The 17,715-nt window shown below is 65.0% G+C and carries 18 protein-coding genes; 17 read left to right on the plus strand and 1 reads right to left on the minus strand.

Annotation, left to right across the window (positions count from 1 at the left end; genetic code table 11):
• Window positions 1-29: 29 nt before the first annotated feature.
• From G6N27_RS17275 to G6N27_RS17325, 11 genes are all read left to right on the plus strand, one after another.
• The gene (locus G6N27_RS17275; protein WP_163778131.1) at window positions 30-545 is read left to right on the plus strand and encodes a nuclear transport factor 2 family protein; all 516 of its coding nucleotides are present in this window, start codon (window positions 30-32) and stop codon (window positions 543-545) included.
• Entirely contained in the window at window positions 542-1,561 is a 1,020-nt protein-coding gene (locus G6N27_RS17280; protein WP_163778134.1) for an NAD-dependent epimerase/dehydratase family protein, read from the plus strand. The genes G6N27_RS17275 and G6N27_RS17280 overlap by 4 nt, the downstream gene beginning before the upstream one ends.
• A 114-nt stretch (window positions 1,562-1,675) precedes the next feature.
• The gene (locus tag G6N27_RS17285; RefSeq protein WP_163778137.1) at window positions 1,676-2,479 is read left to right on the plus strand and encodes an MlaE family ABC transporter permease; all 804 of its coding nucleotides are present in this window, start codon (window positions 1,676-1,678) and stop codon (window positions 2,477-2,479) included.
• A gap of 1 nt (window position 2,480) precedes the next feature.
• Window positions 2,481-3,350 carry an ABC transporter permease gene (locus tag G6N27_RS17290; protein ID WP_163778139.1) on the plus strand — a complete coding sequence of 290 codons (870 nt, stop codon included), beginning with the start codon at window positions 2,481-2,483 and terminating at the stop codon, window positions 3,348-3,350.
• Window positions 3,351-3,359: 9 nt separating this feature from the next.
• Entirely contained in the window at window positions 3,360-4,577 is a 1,218-nt protein-coding gene (locus tag G6N27_RS17295) for an MCE family protein (RefSeq protein WP_372512982.1), read from the plus strand.
• On the plus strand, window positions 4,574-5,614 hold the full coding sequence (locus G6N27_RS17300; protein ID WP_163778144.1) for an MCE family protein: 1,041 nt from the start codon (window positions 4,574-4,576) through the stop codon (window positions 5,612-5,614). The genes G6N27_RS17295 and G6N27_RS17300 overlap by 4 nt, the downstream gene beginning before the upstream one ends.
• Complete coding sequence (locus G6N27_RS17305) at window positions 5,611-7,140, plus strand: virulence factor Mce family protein (RefSeq protein WP_163778147.1); 1,530 nt, start codon at window positions 5,611-5,613, stop codon at window positions 7,138-7,140. The genes G6N27_RS17300 and G6N27_RS17305 overlap by 4 nt, the downstream gene beginning before the upstream one ends.
• A 6-nt stretch (window positions 7,141-7,146) precedes the next feature.
• Window positions 7,147-8,691: a virulence factor Mce family protein gene (locus tag G6N27_RS17310; protein ID WP_163778149.1), complete on the plus strand. Its 1,545-nt coding sequence runs from the start codon at window positions 7,147-7,149 to the stop codon at window positions 8,689-8,691.
• Window positions 8,688-9,812, plus strand: a complete 1,125-nt coding sequence (locus G6N27_RS17315; RefSeq protein WP_163778150.1) for an MCE family protein — start codon at window positions 8,688-8,690, stop codon at window positions 9,810-9,812. Before G6N27_RS17310 ends, G6N27_RS17315 begins: the two co-directional genes overlap by 4 nt.
• Before the next feature lies 1 nt (window position 9,813).
• Complete coding sequence (locus G6N27_RS17320) at window positions 9,814-11,361, plus strand: MCE family protein (protein ID WP_163778152.1); 1,548 nt, start codon at window positions 9,814-9,816, stop codon at window positions 11,359-11,361.
• A gap of 70 nt (window positions 11,362-11,431) precedes the next feature.
• Window positions 11,432-11,812 (plus strand): DUF427 domain-containing protein, encoded by a 381-nt coding sequence (locus tag G6N27_RS17325; RefSeq protein WP_163778155.1) that lies wholly within the window; start codon window positions 11,432-11,434, stop codon window positions 11,810-11,812.
• Here G6N27_RS17325 and G6N27_RS17330 read toward each other — a convergent pair.
• Complete coding sequence (locus G6N27_RS17330) at window positions 11,809-12,165, minus strand: nuclear transport factor 2 family protein (RefSeq protein WP_163781940.1); 357 nt, start codon at window positions 12,163-12,165, stop codon at window positions 11,809-11,811. The genes G6N27_RS17325 and G6N27_RS17330 overlap by 4 nt on opposite strands.
• 190 nt (window positions 12,166-12,355) lie before the next feature.
• Between G6N27_RS17330 and G6N27_RS17335 the strand changes: the two genes are divergently transcribed.
• From G6N27_RS17335 to G6N27_RS17360, 6 genes are all read left to right on the plus strand, one after another.
• Entirely contained in the window at window positions 12,356-13,270 is a 915-nt protein-coding gene (locus tag G6N27_RS17335) for a DNA-3-methyladenine glycosylase family protein (RefSeq protein ID WP_179963406.1), read from the plus strand.
• Between the two features lie 74 nt (window positions 13,271-13,344).
• Window positions 13,345-13,893 carry a Dps family protein gene (locus tag G6N27_RS17340; RefSeq protein ID WP_163778162.1) on the plus strand — a complete coding sequence of 183 codons (549 nt, stop codon included), beginning with the start codon at window positions 13,345-13,347 and terminating at the stop codon, window positions 13,891-13,893.
• 93 nt (window positions 13,894-13,986) lie between these two features.
• A complete protein-coding gene (locus tag G6N27_RS17345; protein ID WP_163778165.1) occupies window positions 13,987-14,973 on the plus strand; it encodes a pirin family protein in 987 nt (328 codons plus the stop codon).
• Window positions 14,974-15,028: 55 nt separating this feature from the next.
• Window positions 15,029-15,664 carry a TetR/AcrR family transcriptional regulator gene (locus G6N27_RS17350; RefSeq protein ID WP_163778168.1) on the plus strand — a complete coding sequence of 212 codons (636 nt, stop codon included), beginning with the start codon at window positions 15,029-15,031 and terminating at the stop codon, window positions 15,662-15,664.
• A 56-nt stretch (window positions 15,665-15,720) separates the two neighbouring features.
• A complete protein-coding gene (locus G6N27_RS17355) occupies window positions 15,721-16,671 on the plus strand; it encodes a class I SAM-dependent methyltransferase (protein ID WP_163778171.1) in 951 nt (316 codons plus the stop codon).
• Window positions 16,672-16,707: 36 nt separating this feature from the next.
• Window positions 16,708-17,646 carry a class I SAM-dependent methyltransferase gene (locus G6N27_RS17360; RefSeq protein WP_163778174.1) on the plus strand — a complete coding sequence of 313 codons (939 nt, stop codon included), beginning with the start codon at window positions 16,708-16,710 and terminating at the stop codon, window positions 17,644-17,646.
• Window positions 17,647-17,715 lie beyond the last annotated feature (69 nt).

Consider the following 17,715-nt stretch of genomic DNA (forward strand, 5'->3'; position numbering starts at 1 on the left):
CCGCAGTAGAACGTGTTCTAGTTTCCTGCGTGAGCCAGGTTTTCAGCCGCGACGAACTCGCCGCCGCGTTCGCGCGTTTCGAGCAGACCGTCGACGCGGCCGCGCAGGCCAAGAACTGGGACGACTGGGTGCAGCACTACACCCCGGACGTCGACTACATCGAACACGCCGCCGGCACCATGAAGGGCCGCGACGAGGTGCGCGCCTGGATCCGCAAGACGATGACGACCTTTCCGGGCAGCCACATGACCGCGTTTCCGTCGCTGTGGTCCGTGATCGACGAACCCACCGGTCGGATCATCTGCGAACTGGACAACCCGATGGTCGACCCGGGTGACGGCACCATCATCAGCGCCACCAATATCTCGATCATCACCTACGCCGGCGACGGCCAATGGTCCCGGCAGGAAGACATCTACAACCCGCTGCGCTTCGTGCAGGCGGCCGTGAAGTGGTGCAAGAAGGCCGAGAAGCTGGGCACGCTCGACGACGACGCCGCCCGCTGGATGCAGACATACGGCAGGTCTTTTGGAGGAACACAGTGAGCGCGCCCAAGCTCGTCATCGGGGCCAACGGCTTTCTGGGTTCGCACGTCACCCGACAGCTCGTCGCCGACGGCGCCGACGTGCGCGTGATGGTGCGCGAGGGCGCCAACACCCGCAGCATCGACGACCTGGACGTCACCCGCTTCCACGGCGACGTCTTCGACACCGCCACCGTGCGCGAGGCGATGGACGGCTGCGACCAGGTGTACTACTGCGTGGTCGACACCCGCGCCTGGCTACAGGACCCGGCGCCACTGTTCCACACCAACGTCGAGGGACTACGCAACGTGCTGGACATCGCGAAAGATGCTGGTCTGCAACGCTTCGTCTTCACCAGCACCTACGCGACGGTCGACCGCCGGCACGGCCACATCGCGACCGAAGCGGACCGGATCGGTAACCGGCGGGTCAGCCCCTACGTCCAGTCTCGGGTGCAGGCCGAGGATCTGGTCATGCGCTACGTCGCCGACCACGGCCTGCCCGCCGTCGCCATGTGCGTCTCGACGACGTACGGCACCGGCGACTGGGGCAGGACCCCGCACGGCGCGTTCATCGCCGGCGCGGTCTACGGCAAGCTGCCGTTCCTGATGAATGGCATCCAGTTAGAGGTCGTCGGTGTCGACGATGCGGCCCGCGCGATGATCTTGGCCGCCGAGCGTGGCCGCGACGGCGAGAAGTACCTGATCTCCGAACGGATGATGCCGCTGAAGGAGGTCGTCAGGATCGCGGCCGATGAGGCCGGGGTGCGGGCGCCGCAGCGGGCGATCTCGGTGCCGGTGCTGTACGCCCTGGGCGCGCTGGGCAGCCTGCGAGCCAAACTGACCGGCAAAGATGCCGAGCTCAGCCTCGAGTCAGTGCGCATGATGCGGGCCGAAGCGCCGGTCGACCACAGCAAGGCCGTGCGTGAATTGGGTTGGCAGCCAAGGCCGACCGAAGAGTCGATCCGCGAGGCGGCGAGGTTCTGGGCCAACCTGAAGAACGCCAAGCGGGACAGTAGGTCCGCTCCGGCCGATTAAGGGCGCTGCACGTTACCCGCGTGTCTGATGTAGCTGAAGTGATTTTTGTTAGATAGTGTGACGCATGGTGAACTCGGCGCGCCATCGCGCTGACGCATGTCTCCGGAGACAACGATGACCACGGCGACGCCGACCGGGCTCGTCGGCTATGTCCGCGACCAGCTCGAGCCGCCGCTGGCTACCGTCGGCGGGTTCGCCCGGATGTGCGTGCTGACCGGAAAAGCGTTGTTCAGACGGCCATTTCACTGGGGCGAATTCATCGTCCAAACCTGGTTCATCACCCGCGTCGCCCTGCTGCCCACGATCGCCGTCTCGATCCCACTGACTGTGCTGATCGTCTTCACCCTTAACACCTTGCTGGCCGCCTTCGGCGCCGCCGACATCTCAGGTGCGGGCGCCGCGTTGGGGGCGGTCACCCAACTCGGACCGCTGACCACCGTCTTGGTTGTGGCCGGCGCCGGATCCACGGCGATCTGCGCCGATCTGGGCGCACGCACCATTCGCGAAGAAATCGACGCGATGGAGGTGCTGGGTATCGACCCGATCCACCGGCTGGTGGTGCCCCGGGTGGTGGCGGCGACGGTCGTCGCAACGCTGCTCAACGGAACCGTCATCACCATCGGGCTGGTCGGCGGCTTCCTGTTCGGCGTCAACCTCCAAAACGTCTCGGGCGGTGCGTATCTCGCCACGCTGACCCTGGTGACCGGGCTGCCCGAGGTCGTCATCGCGACGATCAAGGCCGCGATTTTCGGGACAATCGCCGGGCTGGTCGGCTGCTATCGCGGCCTGACCACCAAAGGCGGTCCGAAAGGCGTCGGTGTCGCGGTCAACGAAACGCTGGTGCTGTGTGTCCTCGCACTGTTCGCCGTCAACGTCGTCCTGACCACCATCGGCGTCCGGTTCGGGACGGGCCGCTGACATGTCGACCGCGGCCGTCGTCCGCGCGCGTTTTCCGCGCACCGTCGCCAACGTCAACCAGTACGGCGGCGGCGCGATCCGGGGTCTCAACAAGGCCGGTCACCTCACCCGGTTCGCCATCACCAGCGGCTGGTCGGTCGGCTGGGCGGTGCACCGCTACCGCAGGGAGACGCTACGACTGATCGCCCAAATCGGAATGGGCACCGGGGCAATGGCCGTCGTCGGTGGCACCGCGGCGATCGTTGGCTTCGTGACGCTGTCCGGCGGATCGCTGATCGCCATCCAGGGTTTCGCGTCGCTGGGCAACATCGGCGTCGAGGCCTTCACCGGGTTTTTCGCGGCCCTGGCCAACGTCCGGGTGGTCACCGCGGTGGTGACGGGCGTCGCGCTGGCGGCCACCGTCGGTGCGGGAGCCACCGCGGAGCTTGGCGCGATGCGGATCAGTGAGGAGATCGACGCGCTCGAGGTGATGGGCATCAAGTCGGTCGCGTTCCTGGTGTCGACCCGGTTGATGGCGGGACTGGTGGTGGTCGTCCCGTTGTACGCGATGGCGCTGGTGATGTCGTTTCTGTCCGGACAGGTCGTGACGACGCTGTTCTACGGACAGTCGGTGGGCACCTACGAGCACTACTTCCGCACCTTCCTGCGGACCGAGGATGTGTTCTGGTCGGGCGGGGAAGTCATCGTTATGGCCGTGATCGTGATGATCACGCACTGCTACTACGGCTACAACGCGAGCGGCGGACCGGTCGGTGTGGGGGAGGCCGTCGGCCGGTCGATGCGATTCTCGTTGGTGTCCACGGTGATCGTCGTCCTGTTGACCTCGCTGGCGCTCTACGGGGTCGACCCGAACTTCAACCTCACGGTGTAGCCGCCCATGGTGACGATCCCCAAGAAGGAGCGGAAGTCCCGAACCTGGCCCGACACCGTGGCCGGCATCGGTCTGGTGCTGGCCTGCGCGCTGCTGCTTGGCTTGATATACGCGCAGTTTCGTGGCGAATTCACCCCGAAGACCAAGCTGACGATGTTGGCCGCGCGGGCCGGTCTGGTGATGGACAAAGGCTCGAAGGTCACCTTCAACGGCGTGAGCATCGGACGGGTGGCCGGCATCTCCGAGGTCGAGCATCGCGGCAGCCCGGCAGCGAAGTTCACCCTCGACGTCGACCCGGAGTACGTCGACCTCATCCCGGCCAACGTGATCGCCAAAATTCAGGCGACCACGGTGTTCGGCAACAAGTACGTCAGCCTGACTTCTCCTAAAGAGGCTGCACCGCAGCGGATCACACCGTCGAACGTGATCGATGCGACGTCGGTGACAACGGAGTTCAACACCGTGTTCGAGACGCTCGTCGAGCTCGCCGACAACGTCGATCCGGTGAAGGTGAACCTGACGCTGAGCGCGGCGGCCCAGGCGCTGACCGGGCTGGGTGACAAATTCGGGCAGTCGATCGTCAACGGCAACAAGATCCTCGACCACGTGAACCCCCGGATGCCGATCATTCGCCACGACATCCACCAGCTCGCGGCGCTTGGCGATAAATACGCCAAGGCGGCCCCGGATCTCTTTGACGCACTTGACAATGCCGTGACGACGGCGCGCACACTCAACCATCACCAGGCCGAACTCGATGCGGCGCTGCTCGCGGCAGTCGGCTTCGCCAACACCGGAAACGACATCTTCACCCGAAGCAGGCCCTACCTGGAACGCCTTACCGCCGACCTGAAACCGACTGCGCACCTGCTCGACACCTACAGCCCACAGGCGTTCTGCACGATCCGCAATTTCGCCGACATCGCACCCAAGGTTGCTCAGCTCGAAAGCGGCAACCATTACGCGGCACAGCTCGGGGTAGCGATCACCGGCTCGGAGAACCCGTATGTCTACCCGGACAACTTGCCGAGGGTCAACGCCAGAGGTGGACCTTACGGCAAACCGGGCTGCTGGCAGCCAATCACCCGCGACCTATGGCCGGCGCCGTACTTGGTGATGGACTCCGGCAACAGTATTGCGCCATACAACCACTTCGAACTCGCCCAGCCACTGGTCAATGAATACGTGTGGGGCCGGCAGTACGGGGAGTACACGATCAACCCATGAAAATCTCCGGCATCGTCACCCGGCTCGCTGCGGTCGTGTCTGTCCAATTGTTCTTCACCGCAGTCATTGTCGTGGTTTTCGGCCAAATACGCTTCGACCGCACCAACACCTATTCGGCGGAGTTCAGCAATGCCAGCGGCGTGCGGGCGGGACAGTTCGTCCGGGCTTCCGGCGTGGAAGTAGGCAAGGTCAAGAAAGTGAAGCTCGTCGAGGGCGACAAGCGGATCCTGGTGGAATTCTCGGTGGACCGCTCGGTGCAGCTCTACCAGTCGACGACCGCACAGATCCGCTATCAAGACCTCATCGGCAACCGCTACCTGGAGATCGGCCGCGGATCAGGTGAGAATGCCGAAAGAGTTTTGCCACCAGGCGGATTCATCCCCCTGGCGCGGACCCAGCCCGCACTCGACCTCGATGCGCTGATCGGTGGCTTCAAGCCGCTGTTCCGTGCGCTGGATCCACAGAAGGTCAACACCATCGCGTCGTCGATCATCACGGTGTTCCAGGGCGAAGGCGGAACCATCAACGACATCCTCGACCAAACCGCGCAGCTGACCGATCGGCTCGCCGAAAGTGACCAGGCCGTCGGCAGTGTGATCCACAACCTGAACGCTGTGCTGGACACCACGGAGCGTCACCACGACCAACTCGATTCCACCATCGACAAATTCGAAGGACTGATCACCGGTCTGAAGGACCGCGCCGTTCCGCTGGCCGACGGGACCGCGCACATCAGCAATGCAGCCGGAACGGTGGCCGACCTGCTCTCCGACAACCGAGCCCTGGTCCGCGGTGCGGTCACGCACCTGGAGGTCCTCGCCGGACCTCTCAACGACCAACGCGACCGGGTCGGGGATCTGGTGGGTAAGGTGCCCGCCGCGTTCAACATCATCGGCCGCGCCAGCGGAATCTACGGCGACTTCTTCAACTTCTACCTCTGCGACCTGTCGCTGAAAGTCAACGGGCTGCAACCCGGCGGACCTGTCCGGTCAGTCAAACTTCTCACCCAGCCGACCGGGAGGTGCACGCTGCAATGAGAACGCTGCAGCCCGCCAACCGGGTCCGAGTCGGAGTGCTGGCCATCGCCATCGTGGTCCTCGTTGTCGGTGTGGGACAAAGCTTCAGCAGCCTGCCGGTGTTGTTTGCGACCGCGAACTATTATGCCCAGTTCACCGATTCCGGAGGCGTCAGCAAGGGCGACAAGGTTCGCATCATGGGTCTGGACGTCGGCAGCGTGCAGGATATGTCGATCGACGGCGATCACATCCTGATGAAGTTCACCGCCGGCACCCACACCATCGGCACCGAGAGCCGGGTGTCCATCCGCACCGACACGCTGCTGGGCAAGAAGGTGCTCGAGATCGAGCCACGCGGCGCCAAGCGGATGCGACCCAACGACGTGCTGCCACTGCGTCAGAGCACCACTCCGTACCAGGTGTACGACGCGTTCTTCGATGTCACCAAGGCCGCCGCGGGATGGAACATCGACACGGTCAAAGAGTCGCTGAATGTGCTGTCCCGCACCATCAACCAGACCTATCCTCACCTCAGCGCGGCCCTTGACGGCGTGGCCAAGTTCTCCGACATCATCGGCAAACGCGACGACGAACTCAAACACCTGCTGCGCGAGGCCAGGAAAGTAGCCGCCGTACTCGGTGATCGCAGCAAGCAGATCAACGCCTTGCTGCGCAACACCCAGACGCTACTCGCCGCGTTCAATGAACGCGGGAAAGCCATTGCCGCGCTGCTGACTAACGTGTCGGCGTTCTCGGCACAGGTGCAAGGGTTGATCAACGACAACCCGAACCTGCACCACCTGCTCGAACAGCTGCGCGGTGTCACAGATGTTCTCGCCGCACACAAGAACGACCTTGCTTCCGTGTTGGGCACACTGCGCAACTACACCGCGGCGCTTAGTGAAGCCGTCGGATCGGGGCCGTACTTCAAAGTGATGGTCGGCAACCTGCTGCCATATCAGATCCTGCAGCCGTGGGTCGATGCCGCTTTCAAGAAGCGTGGCATCGATCCCGAGAACTTCTGGCGTAGTGCCGGATTGCCGGCGTTCCGATACCCCGACCCGAACGGCAAGAGATTCGCCAACGGAGCACCGCCGCCGGCGCCGCCGGTGCTCGAGGGCACTCCGGATCACCCTGGGCCCGCGGTGGCACCCGGTTCGCCGTGTTCGTATTCGCCGCCGGCGGAGATGTCCCCGCGACCGGGCAATCCGATGCCGTGTGCCGGTCTCGACCAGAGCCAGGGCCCGTTCGGCCCCAACGGTCCGTATCCGGCGCTGCGCGACGTCCTTTCGCTGCCGCCAAACCCCAATGGTCCGGCGCCGTCACCGGGTGTTCCCGATGCAGCTTTGCCCGGAGATCCCGTGCCGAACGCGCCTGGTACGGCCGTACCGCTGCCGCCGAACGCACCGCCGGGAGCGCGACGGGAAGGCTTCGTCCCGGCCGGCCCGCCGCCGGGGCCGCCTGCCGCACCGGCCCCTGCCGCACCGCCAGGCCCGGGCCCGCAGCTTCCGGCGCCTTTCCTCACGCCCGGCGGGGACGGGGGATAGCAGCAGATGAGCACAATTTTCGACATCCAAAAATTGCGGTTGCCGCGTGTCTCCAAGACCGCGGCAATCATCGGGTCGCTGGTCGTGACGTTGGGTCTTGTTGCCGCGGGGATCGGTTGGCAGCTCTACGACAAGCTGATCAACAACACGGTTGTCGTCTATTTCCCTGCGGTCAATGCCCTCTATGTCGGGGACAAGGTTCAAATCATGGGTATCCGGGTGGGTTCGATCGACAAGATCGAGCCGACCGGGGACCGGATGAAGGTGACGTTCCACTACCGCAACAAGTACAAGGTTCCCGCCAATGCGTCAGCGGTCGTGCTGAACCCGACGCTGGTCGCCTCGCGCAGCATCCAGTTGGAGCCGCCCTACAAGGGCGGTCCGGTGATGGCCGACCGCGCGGTCATCCCCATCGAGCGAACTCAGGTTCCGGTGGAGTGGGATGAATTGCGTAACAGCGTCACTCACATCATCGACAAGCTCGGTCCGACCAAAGACCAACCCAAGGGACCCTTCGGTGACGTCATCGAGGCCTTCGCCGATGGATTGGCCGGCAAGGGCGAACAGATCAACACCACGCTGAACAGCCTGTCCAACGCGCTCAGCACTCTCGATGAAGGCCGCGGCGACTTTTTCGGTGTACTGAAGAGTTTGGCGATGTTCGTCAACGCGCTGCACCAGGACGACCAGCAGTTCGTCGAGCTGAACACCGACCTGGCCCAGCTGTCCGACAATCTGACCAGCTCAGATCAGGCTGCCGCCAATGCGATTCGGGACACCGACAGCCTGCTGTCGACCGCACAGCAATTCCTGACCGAGAACCGCGACGCGCTGGCCCACGACGTCGACAACTTGAACGACCTGACTACCACCATCATGCAGCCGGAACCGCGCGATGGCCTGGAGACCGCGCTACACATCCTGCCGAACATGGCCGCCAACGTGCTGGCCATCTATGAGCCCGCCCATGGAAGTCTCAGCGGTGTTGCCGCCTTCACCAACTTTGCCAACCCAATGGAGTTCATCTGCAGCGTGATTCAGGCCGGTAGTCGACTCGGCTATCAAGACTCGGCGGAACTCTGCGCGCAATACCTGGCGCCGATCCTGGATGCGATCAAATTCAACTACTTCCCGTACGGGATCAACTTGTTCAGCGTCGCGGATGTTCTGCCGAAGAACGTCGCCTACTCCGAGCCGCGCCTGCAGCCACCGCCCGGCTTCAAAGACACCACCGTCCCGGGCATCTTTTCGCCGGATACTCAATGGTCGCATCGCAATTCGGAGCCGGGCTGGATTGTCGCTCCCGGCATGCAGGGTGTGCAGGTGCAGCCGGCCACGAGGAACCTGTTGACCGCGGCGTCGCTCGCTGAGTTGATGGGCGGGCCCGACATTCCGCCGCCGCCGGCCGGACACACCATGACCGGGCCGCCGAACGCCTACGACGAGAACAATCCGCTGCCACCACCGTGGTACCCCCAACCGCTGCCGTCACCGGGTCCACCGCCACCGCCGCCCGGTCCGCCGCTCGGTGCAGCCGAGGCACACCCATGAGGCACATCGTGACGCGCGTTCTGGCGGTGCTGACCGCGGCGGTGGTGCTGACATCGTGCGGCAACTGGCGCGGCATTGCCAACCTCCCACTGCCCGGTGGGCCGGGCAGCGGTCCGGGTTCCTACAAGATCTACGTCCAGATGCCAAATACCATGGCGTTGAACGGGAATAGCCGAGTCCTGGTCGCCGACGTCTTCGTCGGGTCCGTGCGGTCGATCGACCTGAAGAATTGGGTCGCCACGCTGACGGTCGACCTGAACAAGGGTGTGCGGCTCCCGAGGAATGCGACGGCGAAGATCGGTCAGACCAGCCTGCTGGGATCGCAACACATCGAATTGGCCGCACCGCCCGACCCGTCGCCCGCACCGCTGAAAGCCGGCGACACGATCGCGTTGAGCAACTCCTCTACCTACCCGTCGACTGAACAGACCCTGGCCAGCCTGGCAATGGTGTTGCGCGGCGGCGGGATACCCAACCTCGAGGTCATCCAGAACGAGGTCTACAAGATCCTGGCCGGGCGAGCCCACCAGATCAGAGACTTCCTCGGCAAACTCGACACCTTCGCCAGCCAGTTGAACCAGCAGCGCGACGACATTCGCCAGGCGATCGACTCCACCGACCGGCTGCTGGGCGTTGCGGCGAAGCGAGCCGACACACTGGATCGCGCACTCACCGAATTCCCGCCGCTGGTCGATCATTTCGCCAAACAACGAGATCTGTTCGCTGACACGGTGGAAGCGATGGGCCGGATCAGTAACGTCACCGACCAGACATTCAAGACCTCGCGCGGCGACCTCCACCAGGATCTGCAGGATTTGCAGCGACCGCTCAAGCAACTCGGCCGCTCCGCACCGTATTTGGTGGATGCGCTGACACTGCTGCTATCACCGCCGTTCAGTGTCGACAGCGTTCCGAAAATCGTTCGCGGCGACTACATCAATGTCTCTGGTGCACTGGACCTCACGCTGAGCACCGTCGACAACGCGATCTTCACCGGGACCGGATTTTCCGGCGCGCTGCGCGCCTTGGAGCAGTCCTGGGGCCGTGACCTCAACACGATGGTCCCCGACGTCCGTTTCACGCCGAATCCGGCCGATGCGCCGGTGGAGCGAGGCGAGTGACATGCTGACCCGTTTCATCCGCAATCAGCTAATTGTGTTCGCTGTCTTGACGTTAGCGGCGATCGTCGCGCTCGGCTGGTTCTACCTGCGTATACCGAGCCAGCTCGGTATCGGTCAGTACCGCCTCGTCGTCGAGTTGCCCGCGTCGGGCGGTCTGTATCGCACATCGAACGTGACCTACCGGGGAATCCAGATCGGCCGGGTCACCAAGGTCGAGCCCACGGCCCACGGTGTCAGGGCGATCCTCAGCATCGACGACCGCTACAAGATTCCGATCGACGCGTCCGCCAACGTGCATTCGGTGTCGGCGATCGGCGAGCAGTACGTGGACTTGGTGTCGACCGGCGATCCGGGAAAGTTCTTCGCGCCGGGCCAGACCATCACCAATGGCAGTGTGCCCAGCGAGATAGGCCCCGCCCTCGACGCCGCCAACCGCGGCCTGTCGGTGCTGCCCAAACACAAGATCGCATCGCTGCTCGAGGAAACATCGCTTGCGGTAGGGGGATTGGGGCCGGCGTTGGAGCGGCTCGTCGACTCGACACAGTCCATCGTCGGTGACTTCGAGGCCAACCTCTCCGACGTCGACGACGTCATAGCCAATGCGGCACCGATCATCGACAGCCAGGTGAACTCGGGCGATTCGATCGCGCAATGGTCGCGCAACCTCAAAGTCCTCACCGCCGAGATCGCGGACAACGACCAACATGTGCAGAGCGTCCTGGCCAAGGCCGCGCCGACCGCCGATCAGGTCAACAGGGTGTTCGGCGACGTCCGCGAATCGCTGCCGCAGACGATCGCCAATCTGGAGATCGTCGGCGACATGCTCAAGCGCTACAACAAAGGCCTCGAGCAGTTGCTGGTCTTCCTGCCGGAAATCGGCTCGGTCGCGCAGACGTTGGTCGCCTCGGCGCCGGGGTCGGTGCTGATGAATCTTGACCTGTCACTGAACAATCCGCCGCCGTGTCTGACCGGATTCCTGCCGGCATCGGAATGGCGTTCGCCAGCGGAGACCAGCGTGGCGCCGCTTCCCGCCGGAACCTACTGCAAGATCCCGCAAGACACTCAGGCCAATGACGTGCGTGGCGCCCGCAACTATCCATGCGTCGACGTTCCCGGTAAGCGCAGAGCGACGCCGAAGGAATGCCGCGACAACAAGCCCTATGTGCCGTTGGGCACCAACCCTTGGTACGGCGATCCGAACCAGATCCGTAACTGCCCGGCGCCCGGTGCCCGATGCGACCAACCCGTCGACCCAGGGAGGGTGATACCCGCACCGTCGGTCAACAACGGCATGAATCCGATACCGGCAGATCGGCTGGCGGTGCCACCGTCGCTGACCAACGATCCACTCCAGCGGCCCGGATCGGGCCACGTGCAGTGCAACGGGCAGCAGCCGAACCCGTGCATCTACACCCCGGCCGCTCCGTCGGCGATCTACCTACCGTCCAGCGGCGAGATCGTGGGTCCCGACGGCGCGAAGTACTCGCTGGAAGATTCGCGCCATACCGGCGACGGCGGATGGAAGGACATGCTCGCGCCGGCAGGCTGAGGTCACTGCGCGGGAATCTTGACGGCCCCCGAGCGTTGAACCTGCTATTGCCACCCAAGGAGATCTCACCATGACCAGTCGGCCCGTTCTAGAACCCACCGCCGAGCATCCGATCACGATCAACCCGACCGGAGCGCGGGTGGTGGTTCGGGTCAACGGCGAAGTCGTCGCTGATACCCGTGCCGCCCTGCAACTGCAGGAATCCACTTACCCTGCCGTGCAATACATTCCGCTCGACGATGTCGTGCAAGACCGCCTCGCGCGAACCGACACCAGCACGTACTGCCCGTATAAGGGCGAGGCCGGCTACTACAGCGTGACGACCGCCGCGGGCGAGACCGTCGACGACGCGATATGGACCTACGAGCAGCCGTACCCGGCGGTGGCCGCGATCGCCGGCCACGTGGCGTTCTACCCCGACAAGGCCGACGTCAGCATCGAGCGCGGCTAAGCGATCGCCGGACCGAACACCCGGGCAGCGAGCTCGGTGTCGCTGTACTCGCGCAGCGACACGATCAGTCCGTCGTGCGTTTCGAAGATGAAGACGGCGGGGGTGTCGTAGCGCAGGCCGTCGGCGGTCCGGCCGTCGATTTCGGCTTCGATCACCACACAGTCGCCGTCGTTGAAGCACTGGATGAAGTCCAAGCTCAGCTCGACGCGGCTTTTGCGCCGATCGACCTCATCGCGCCACGCCGCTTTGCCGACCGGATGCCGCGTCGCGATGCTCCAGTAGGTGAAGTCGTCACTGAGCAGCTCGAAGCACTCGTCGATGTCGCCGCCGTCGCACAGGCACTGCAGGAACATCCACGCCAGCTCGGCCTGCGGATCGTCGAACGGCGTGTTCACCGGCGCCGCTCCTCCGCATCGCTGCGCTCTGCATCGTCGGCTGGCGCGTTCACCAGGTCATCCTGCGCGCACAAACCGCAAGTGGTCAATCGCCTTGCCCGACCTATGATCGACCTGTACAAGCGGCTGCGGCGTCCGGCGGGAGCACATAGTGAGTAGCGCTCGCACGGTGACCTTCCCCAGCGCGGTCAGTCCCAGGACCACCCTGTTCCCGTTGCGCCGAGGCCCCGGTGACCCGTGCTTCCAGGTCGACGGCGACGGCGCGATCTGGCGAACCAGCCTCCTGTACAGCGGATCTGTCACGGCGCGCATCACCCGCGCCGCGGCCAACGCGGTGGAGTGCACCGCCTGGGGAAGCGGCGCCGACGAGTTCCTCGACGCCCTTCCCGCGCTGCTCGGCGCCGACGACGATCCGTCGGATTTCACGCCGGTCCACCCGATCGTCGTCGACGCGCACCGGCGGGTGCCGCACCTGCGACTCGGGCGCACCGGTCACGTGCTGGAGGCGTTGATCCCGGCGATCCTCGAGCAACGGGTGCAGGGCAAGGATGCGTTCCGTGCCTGGCGTCTGCTGGTGACCAAATTCGGCACTCCCGCACCCGGACCCGTGCCGGCCCGAATGCGGGTCCCGCCGCCCGGCGAAGTGTGGCGATACATCCCGTCGTGGGAGTTCCACCGCGCCAACGTCGATCCAGGACGGGCCCGCACCGTGGTCGGCTGCGCGCAGCGGGCATCGTCATTGCAACGGCTCACCTCGCGCCCGGCCGAACAGGCCCGCGAGGCATTGATGTCGCTGCCCGGCGTCGGGATCTGGACGGCGGCCGAGACAGCGCAGCGCGCCTTCGGCGACCCCGACGCACTCTCGGTCGGCGACTACCACGTCCCGAAGATGATCGGCTGGACATTGCTGGGCCGGCCGATCGACGACGCCGAGATGGTCGAACTCCTCGAACCGATGCGGCCGCACCGGCATCGGGTGGTCCGATTACTGGAGGCGAGCGGACTGGCCTACGAGCCGCGACGCGGCGCGCGATTGCCGCTGCAGGACATTCGCGCGCTCTGATCGTCCCGAGGTTATGACTCCGCGGTGTTGGGGTATGCGGCCGTAGACCGTTCAGATACTTAAGGAAGATCACCATGACGCAGTTCACCGTTCCCGGTTTGACCGACCAGCAGGCAATCAAGGTCGCCGACCTGCTGCAGAAGCAGCTGAGCACCTACAACGACCTCCACCTGACGTTGAAGCACGTTCACTGGAATGTGGTCGGCCCCAACTTCATTGGCGTGCACGAAATGATCGACCCGCAAGTGGAATTGGTGCGCGGGTACGCCGACGAGGTCGCCGAACGAATCGCGACACTGGGCGGATCACCGCAAGGAACACCGGGGTCGATTCTCAAAGACCGCACCTGGGACGACTATTCGGTCGGCCGTGACACCGTGCAGGCCCACCTTGCCGCGCTCGACCTGGTCTACAACGGCGTGATCGAGGACACCCGCAAGGGCATCGCAGTGACCGACAAGCTCGATCCGGTGACTCAGGACATCCTGATCGGCCACTCCGCGGAGCTGGAGAAGTTCCAGTGGTTCGTGCGTGCACACCTGGAGAACGCCGGCGGGCAGCTGTCGCACGAGGGCTCGTCGAGCGAGCAAGGCGCGGCGAAAGCGGTCAAGCAGAAGAGCTGAGTCCCAGGCGCCTCAAAGCGCGGACAGCATGCCCGGAATAAACGGACCGTAGTCCGGTTATATCGGGTAATTCCAGCTACGAGGAGGCCCGAGATGCCCGCGGTAACCGCAGACACGTTGACCCTGCCGCGGGTGTCCGCGGCTCATCCGACCGACACCGAGCGTCCGATCCGCTCGGTCACAACCGGGCCGCGCGGCCACGAGGGCGAGGGATTCCCCGTGGTCCGCGCGTTCGCCGGCGTCAGCGCCGCCTCGTTGGACCCGTTCGTGCACATGGACCAGATGGGCGAGGTGGAGTATCAGCCTGGTGAACCCAAAGGCACCGACTGGCACCCACACCGCGGATTCGAGACCGTCACATACATGATCGACGGCCGGTTCCAGCACCAGGACTCCCACGGCGGCGGCGGGCTCATCGGCGACGGCGCGACCCAGTGGATGACGGCAGGGTCCGGCATCCTGCACATCGAAACTCCCCCAGTCGAACTCGTCGAGAGCGGAGGGTTGTTCCACGGCGTTCAGCTCTGGGTCAACCTCCCGAAGAAGGACAAATTCGTCACTCCCCGGTACCAGGCGATCGAGGGCACCGACGTCGCTCTGCTGTCGTCCGACGACGGCGGCGCGCTCATCCGCGTCATCGCGGGGCAACTCGACGGCCACCGCGGGCCCGGCGTCACGCACACGCCAATCACGATGGCGCACGCCACGATTCAACCAGGGGCGCGGATCAACATCCCGTGGAACCGCACCTACAACGCACTGGTTTACGTCCTCGCTGGACGCGGATCGGTCGGATCGGTCGCCCATCCGATCCTCCCGCGTCAGTTGGCGGTCCTCGGTCCCGGCGACCGGATCACGATAAGCGCTGAGGCGACGCAAGAGTCGCGGGTGTCCGCGCTGGAAGTGCTGATCCTCGGCGGTGAACCGATCCGCGAACCTGTGGTCCACTACGGCCCGTTCGTGATGAACACCAAAGCCGAATTGATCCAGGCGCTCGACGACTTCCAGGCCGGCAAATTCGGCCACGTCCCACCCGACGGCTTGATGCCGCACCGCAGGACGTCCAGTCCGGCTAGCTAACAATCGTTTCAGCCAGTGCGAGCTCCGAAAGTGTGATCTGTGGCACAATTCATGTGTGGTTCAGCCCGCGAGCCGTGGTCCCGGCCGCCCACCTGCAGCGAAGGCGGCTGAGACGCGTCAGCGCATTCTGCGCGCGGCTCGCGAGGTGTTCAGCGAACGCGGTTATGGCGCAGCGACTTTCCAGGCGATAGCGGTCCGTGCCGACTTGACGCGCCCGGCCATCAATCACTACTTCGCAAATAAGCGTGTGTTGTATTGGGAGGTGCTGGACGAGACCGTCGACGCCCTCATTGCCGCCAGCATCCAGCGGGCCCGGCGCCAAACGAGCTTGGCGGGACGGGTGTCCGAATTCATCGAGGGCACAATCGATGCCGAGGCCAAGAATCGAACGGCGTCGGCTTTTCTGATCACTGCAACGCTGGAGGCACAGCGTCATCCCGAGCTGAGCCGGCCCGAGGCCGACCCGGTGAGTCGCACCCGCGAATTTCTGTCATGGGCGATCGGCGACGCGATAGCGCGAGGCGAGCTTAAGCCGGACACCGACGCCGGTCCGCTGGCCGCAATGCTGCTCTCGGTGTTGCTGGGTGTCGGTTTCTACGCCGGTTACGTCGACAGTCGTGACGCATTCGACAAGATCACCGAGCAGCTCAAACAGCTGCTGGCCAGCAGTCTCAGCCACCAGCACAAGTGATGTAGCGCACAGAACCATATAGCTTACCTAAGTTATTGGGTAGCATGGTCCGCGCTATGACTGATGTATACGACGTAAGTTCCGTTCGTTCCGACGGGGACAGTTGGCGCATCACCGAAAGCGTCGGCGCCACCGCATTGAGCGTCGCCGCGGCCCGTGCCGTCGAGACGGCGGCCGACGATCCACTGATCCGGGACAAGTTCGCTTACCTGTTGGTCTCATCGGCGGGTACGCCGTGGGCCCGGCTGGCCAGCGACCTGGAATGGATCGGCGACGACGACCACGGGCGCCGCGCACATCGGCTGGCGGTCGACTACCAGGCGGTGCGCACGCACTACTTCGACTCCTACTTCGCCGACGCCGCCGTCGCGGGCATCCGGCAGGTGGTGATCCTGGCCGCGGGCCTGGACTCGCGGGCGTTCCGGCTGGACTGGCCCGCCGGAACCACCGTCTTCGAGATCGATCAACCGCAGGTGATCAGCTACAAGACGACCACGCTGGAATCGGCGGGAGCGGCTCCGGCCGCCGACCGGCGCACGGTTCCCGTCGACCTTCGCGACGATTGGGCGGCCGCGTTGACGGCCACGGGTTTCGACCCCGGCCAGCCGACCGCCTGGCTGGCCGAGGGTCTGCTGCCGTATCTGCCGGCCGAAGCTCAGGACCGGCTGTTCGAGATCCTGACGTCGCTGAGCGCGCCCGGCAGCCGGGTCGCCGTCGAAGCGTTCAGCCTCGGTGCGGCCGACAACGACCGCCGCCGCGCGGCGCGACGAGCCCGTTTCGACCGGATGCGCCAACGCCTGGGCCTGGACATCAACGTCGAGACGCTGACCTATCAGGAAAGCGACCGGGCGGACGCGGTGGAGTGGCTGACCGAGCACGGCTGGCAGGTCAGCGCGGTCAGCAATACCGATGAGATGGCGCGGCTGGGCCGGCCGATCCCGGCGGACCTGGTCGACGAGGCTTTCACCACCAGGCTGCTGAGCGCGCAGCTCGGCGAAACTGGTTGACCGACAAGAACATTCAGATCGAGTAGGAGCACAACGATGAGCGCTTTGCGCACACACGACGACAGCTGGGACATCGCCACCAGCGTCGGCACCACGGCCGTGATGGTCGCCGCCGCGCGGGCGGTCGAGACCGATAAGACCGACCCACTGATCCGCGATCCGTTTGCGAAGGTGCTGGTCACTCAGGCCGGCACCGGCGTCTGGGAGAACTTGCTCGACGACTCACTGGTCGCCAAGGTGGAGTCGTTCGACCCAGAAGCCGCCGCGGTGTTCCAGCACATGCGCAGCTACCAGGCGGTCCGGACACACTTCTTCGACGCGCACTTCGCCGCGGCGGTGGCCGCGGGCATCCGCCAGGTGGTGATCTTGGCGTCCGGGCTGGATTCGCGGGCCTTCCGGCTCGATTGGCCGGCCGGCACCACGGTGTACGAGATCGACCAGCCCAAGGTGCTCGAGTACAAAGCCGCGACGCTCGCGTCGCACGGCGCCGCGCCGTCTGCCGACCGTCGCGAGGTGGCGATCGACCTGCGGCAGGACTGGCCGACCGCATTGATCGGCGCGGGCTTCGACCCGACGACCCCGACGGCCTGGCTGGCCGAAGGATTGCTGATGTACCTGCCCGCCGACGCCCAGGACAAGCTGTTCACCCAGATCACCCAACTGAGCGCCGCCGGCAGCCGGGTCGCAGCGGAAACCGCGGCCAACCACGCGGACGAGCGGCGCCAGGAGATGCGGGCACGCATGGAGCGGGTGGCCACCGAACTCGGCATCGAGCGGGGCCCCGACATCCAGGACCTGATCTACCACGACGAGAACCGCGCGGAGGTGGTCGACTGGCTCAACGACCACGGGTGGCGGGCCGTCTCGCAGAACTCCCGGGACGAAATGCGCCGGCTGAACCGCTGGGTGGACGGCGTGCCGATGGGCGACGACAAAGACGCGTTCTCGCAATTCGTGACCGCCGAACGGCAATGAGCACCAGTCGCTTCGACGGCGACCTTCCGGGCTGTCTGGATCTCGGCGGAGAAGCCCTGACGGTGCGCG

The organism is Mycobacterium cookii (assembly GCF_010727945.1).
Classification (GTDB): Bacteria; Actinomycetota; Actinomycetes; order Mycobacteriales; family Mycobacteriaceae; genus Mycobacterium; species Mycobacterium cookii.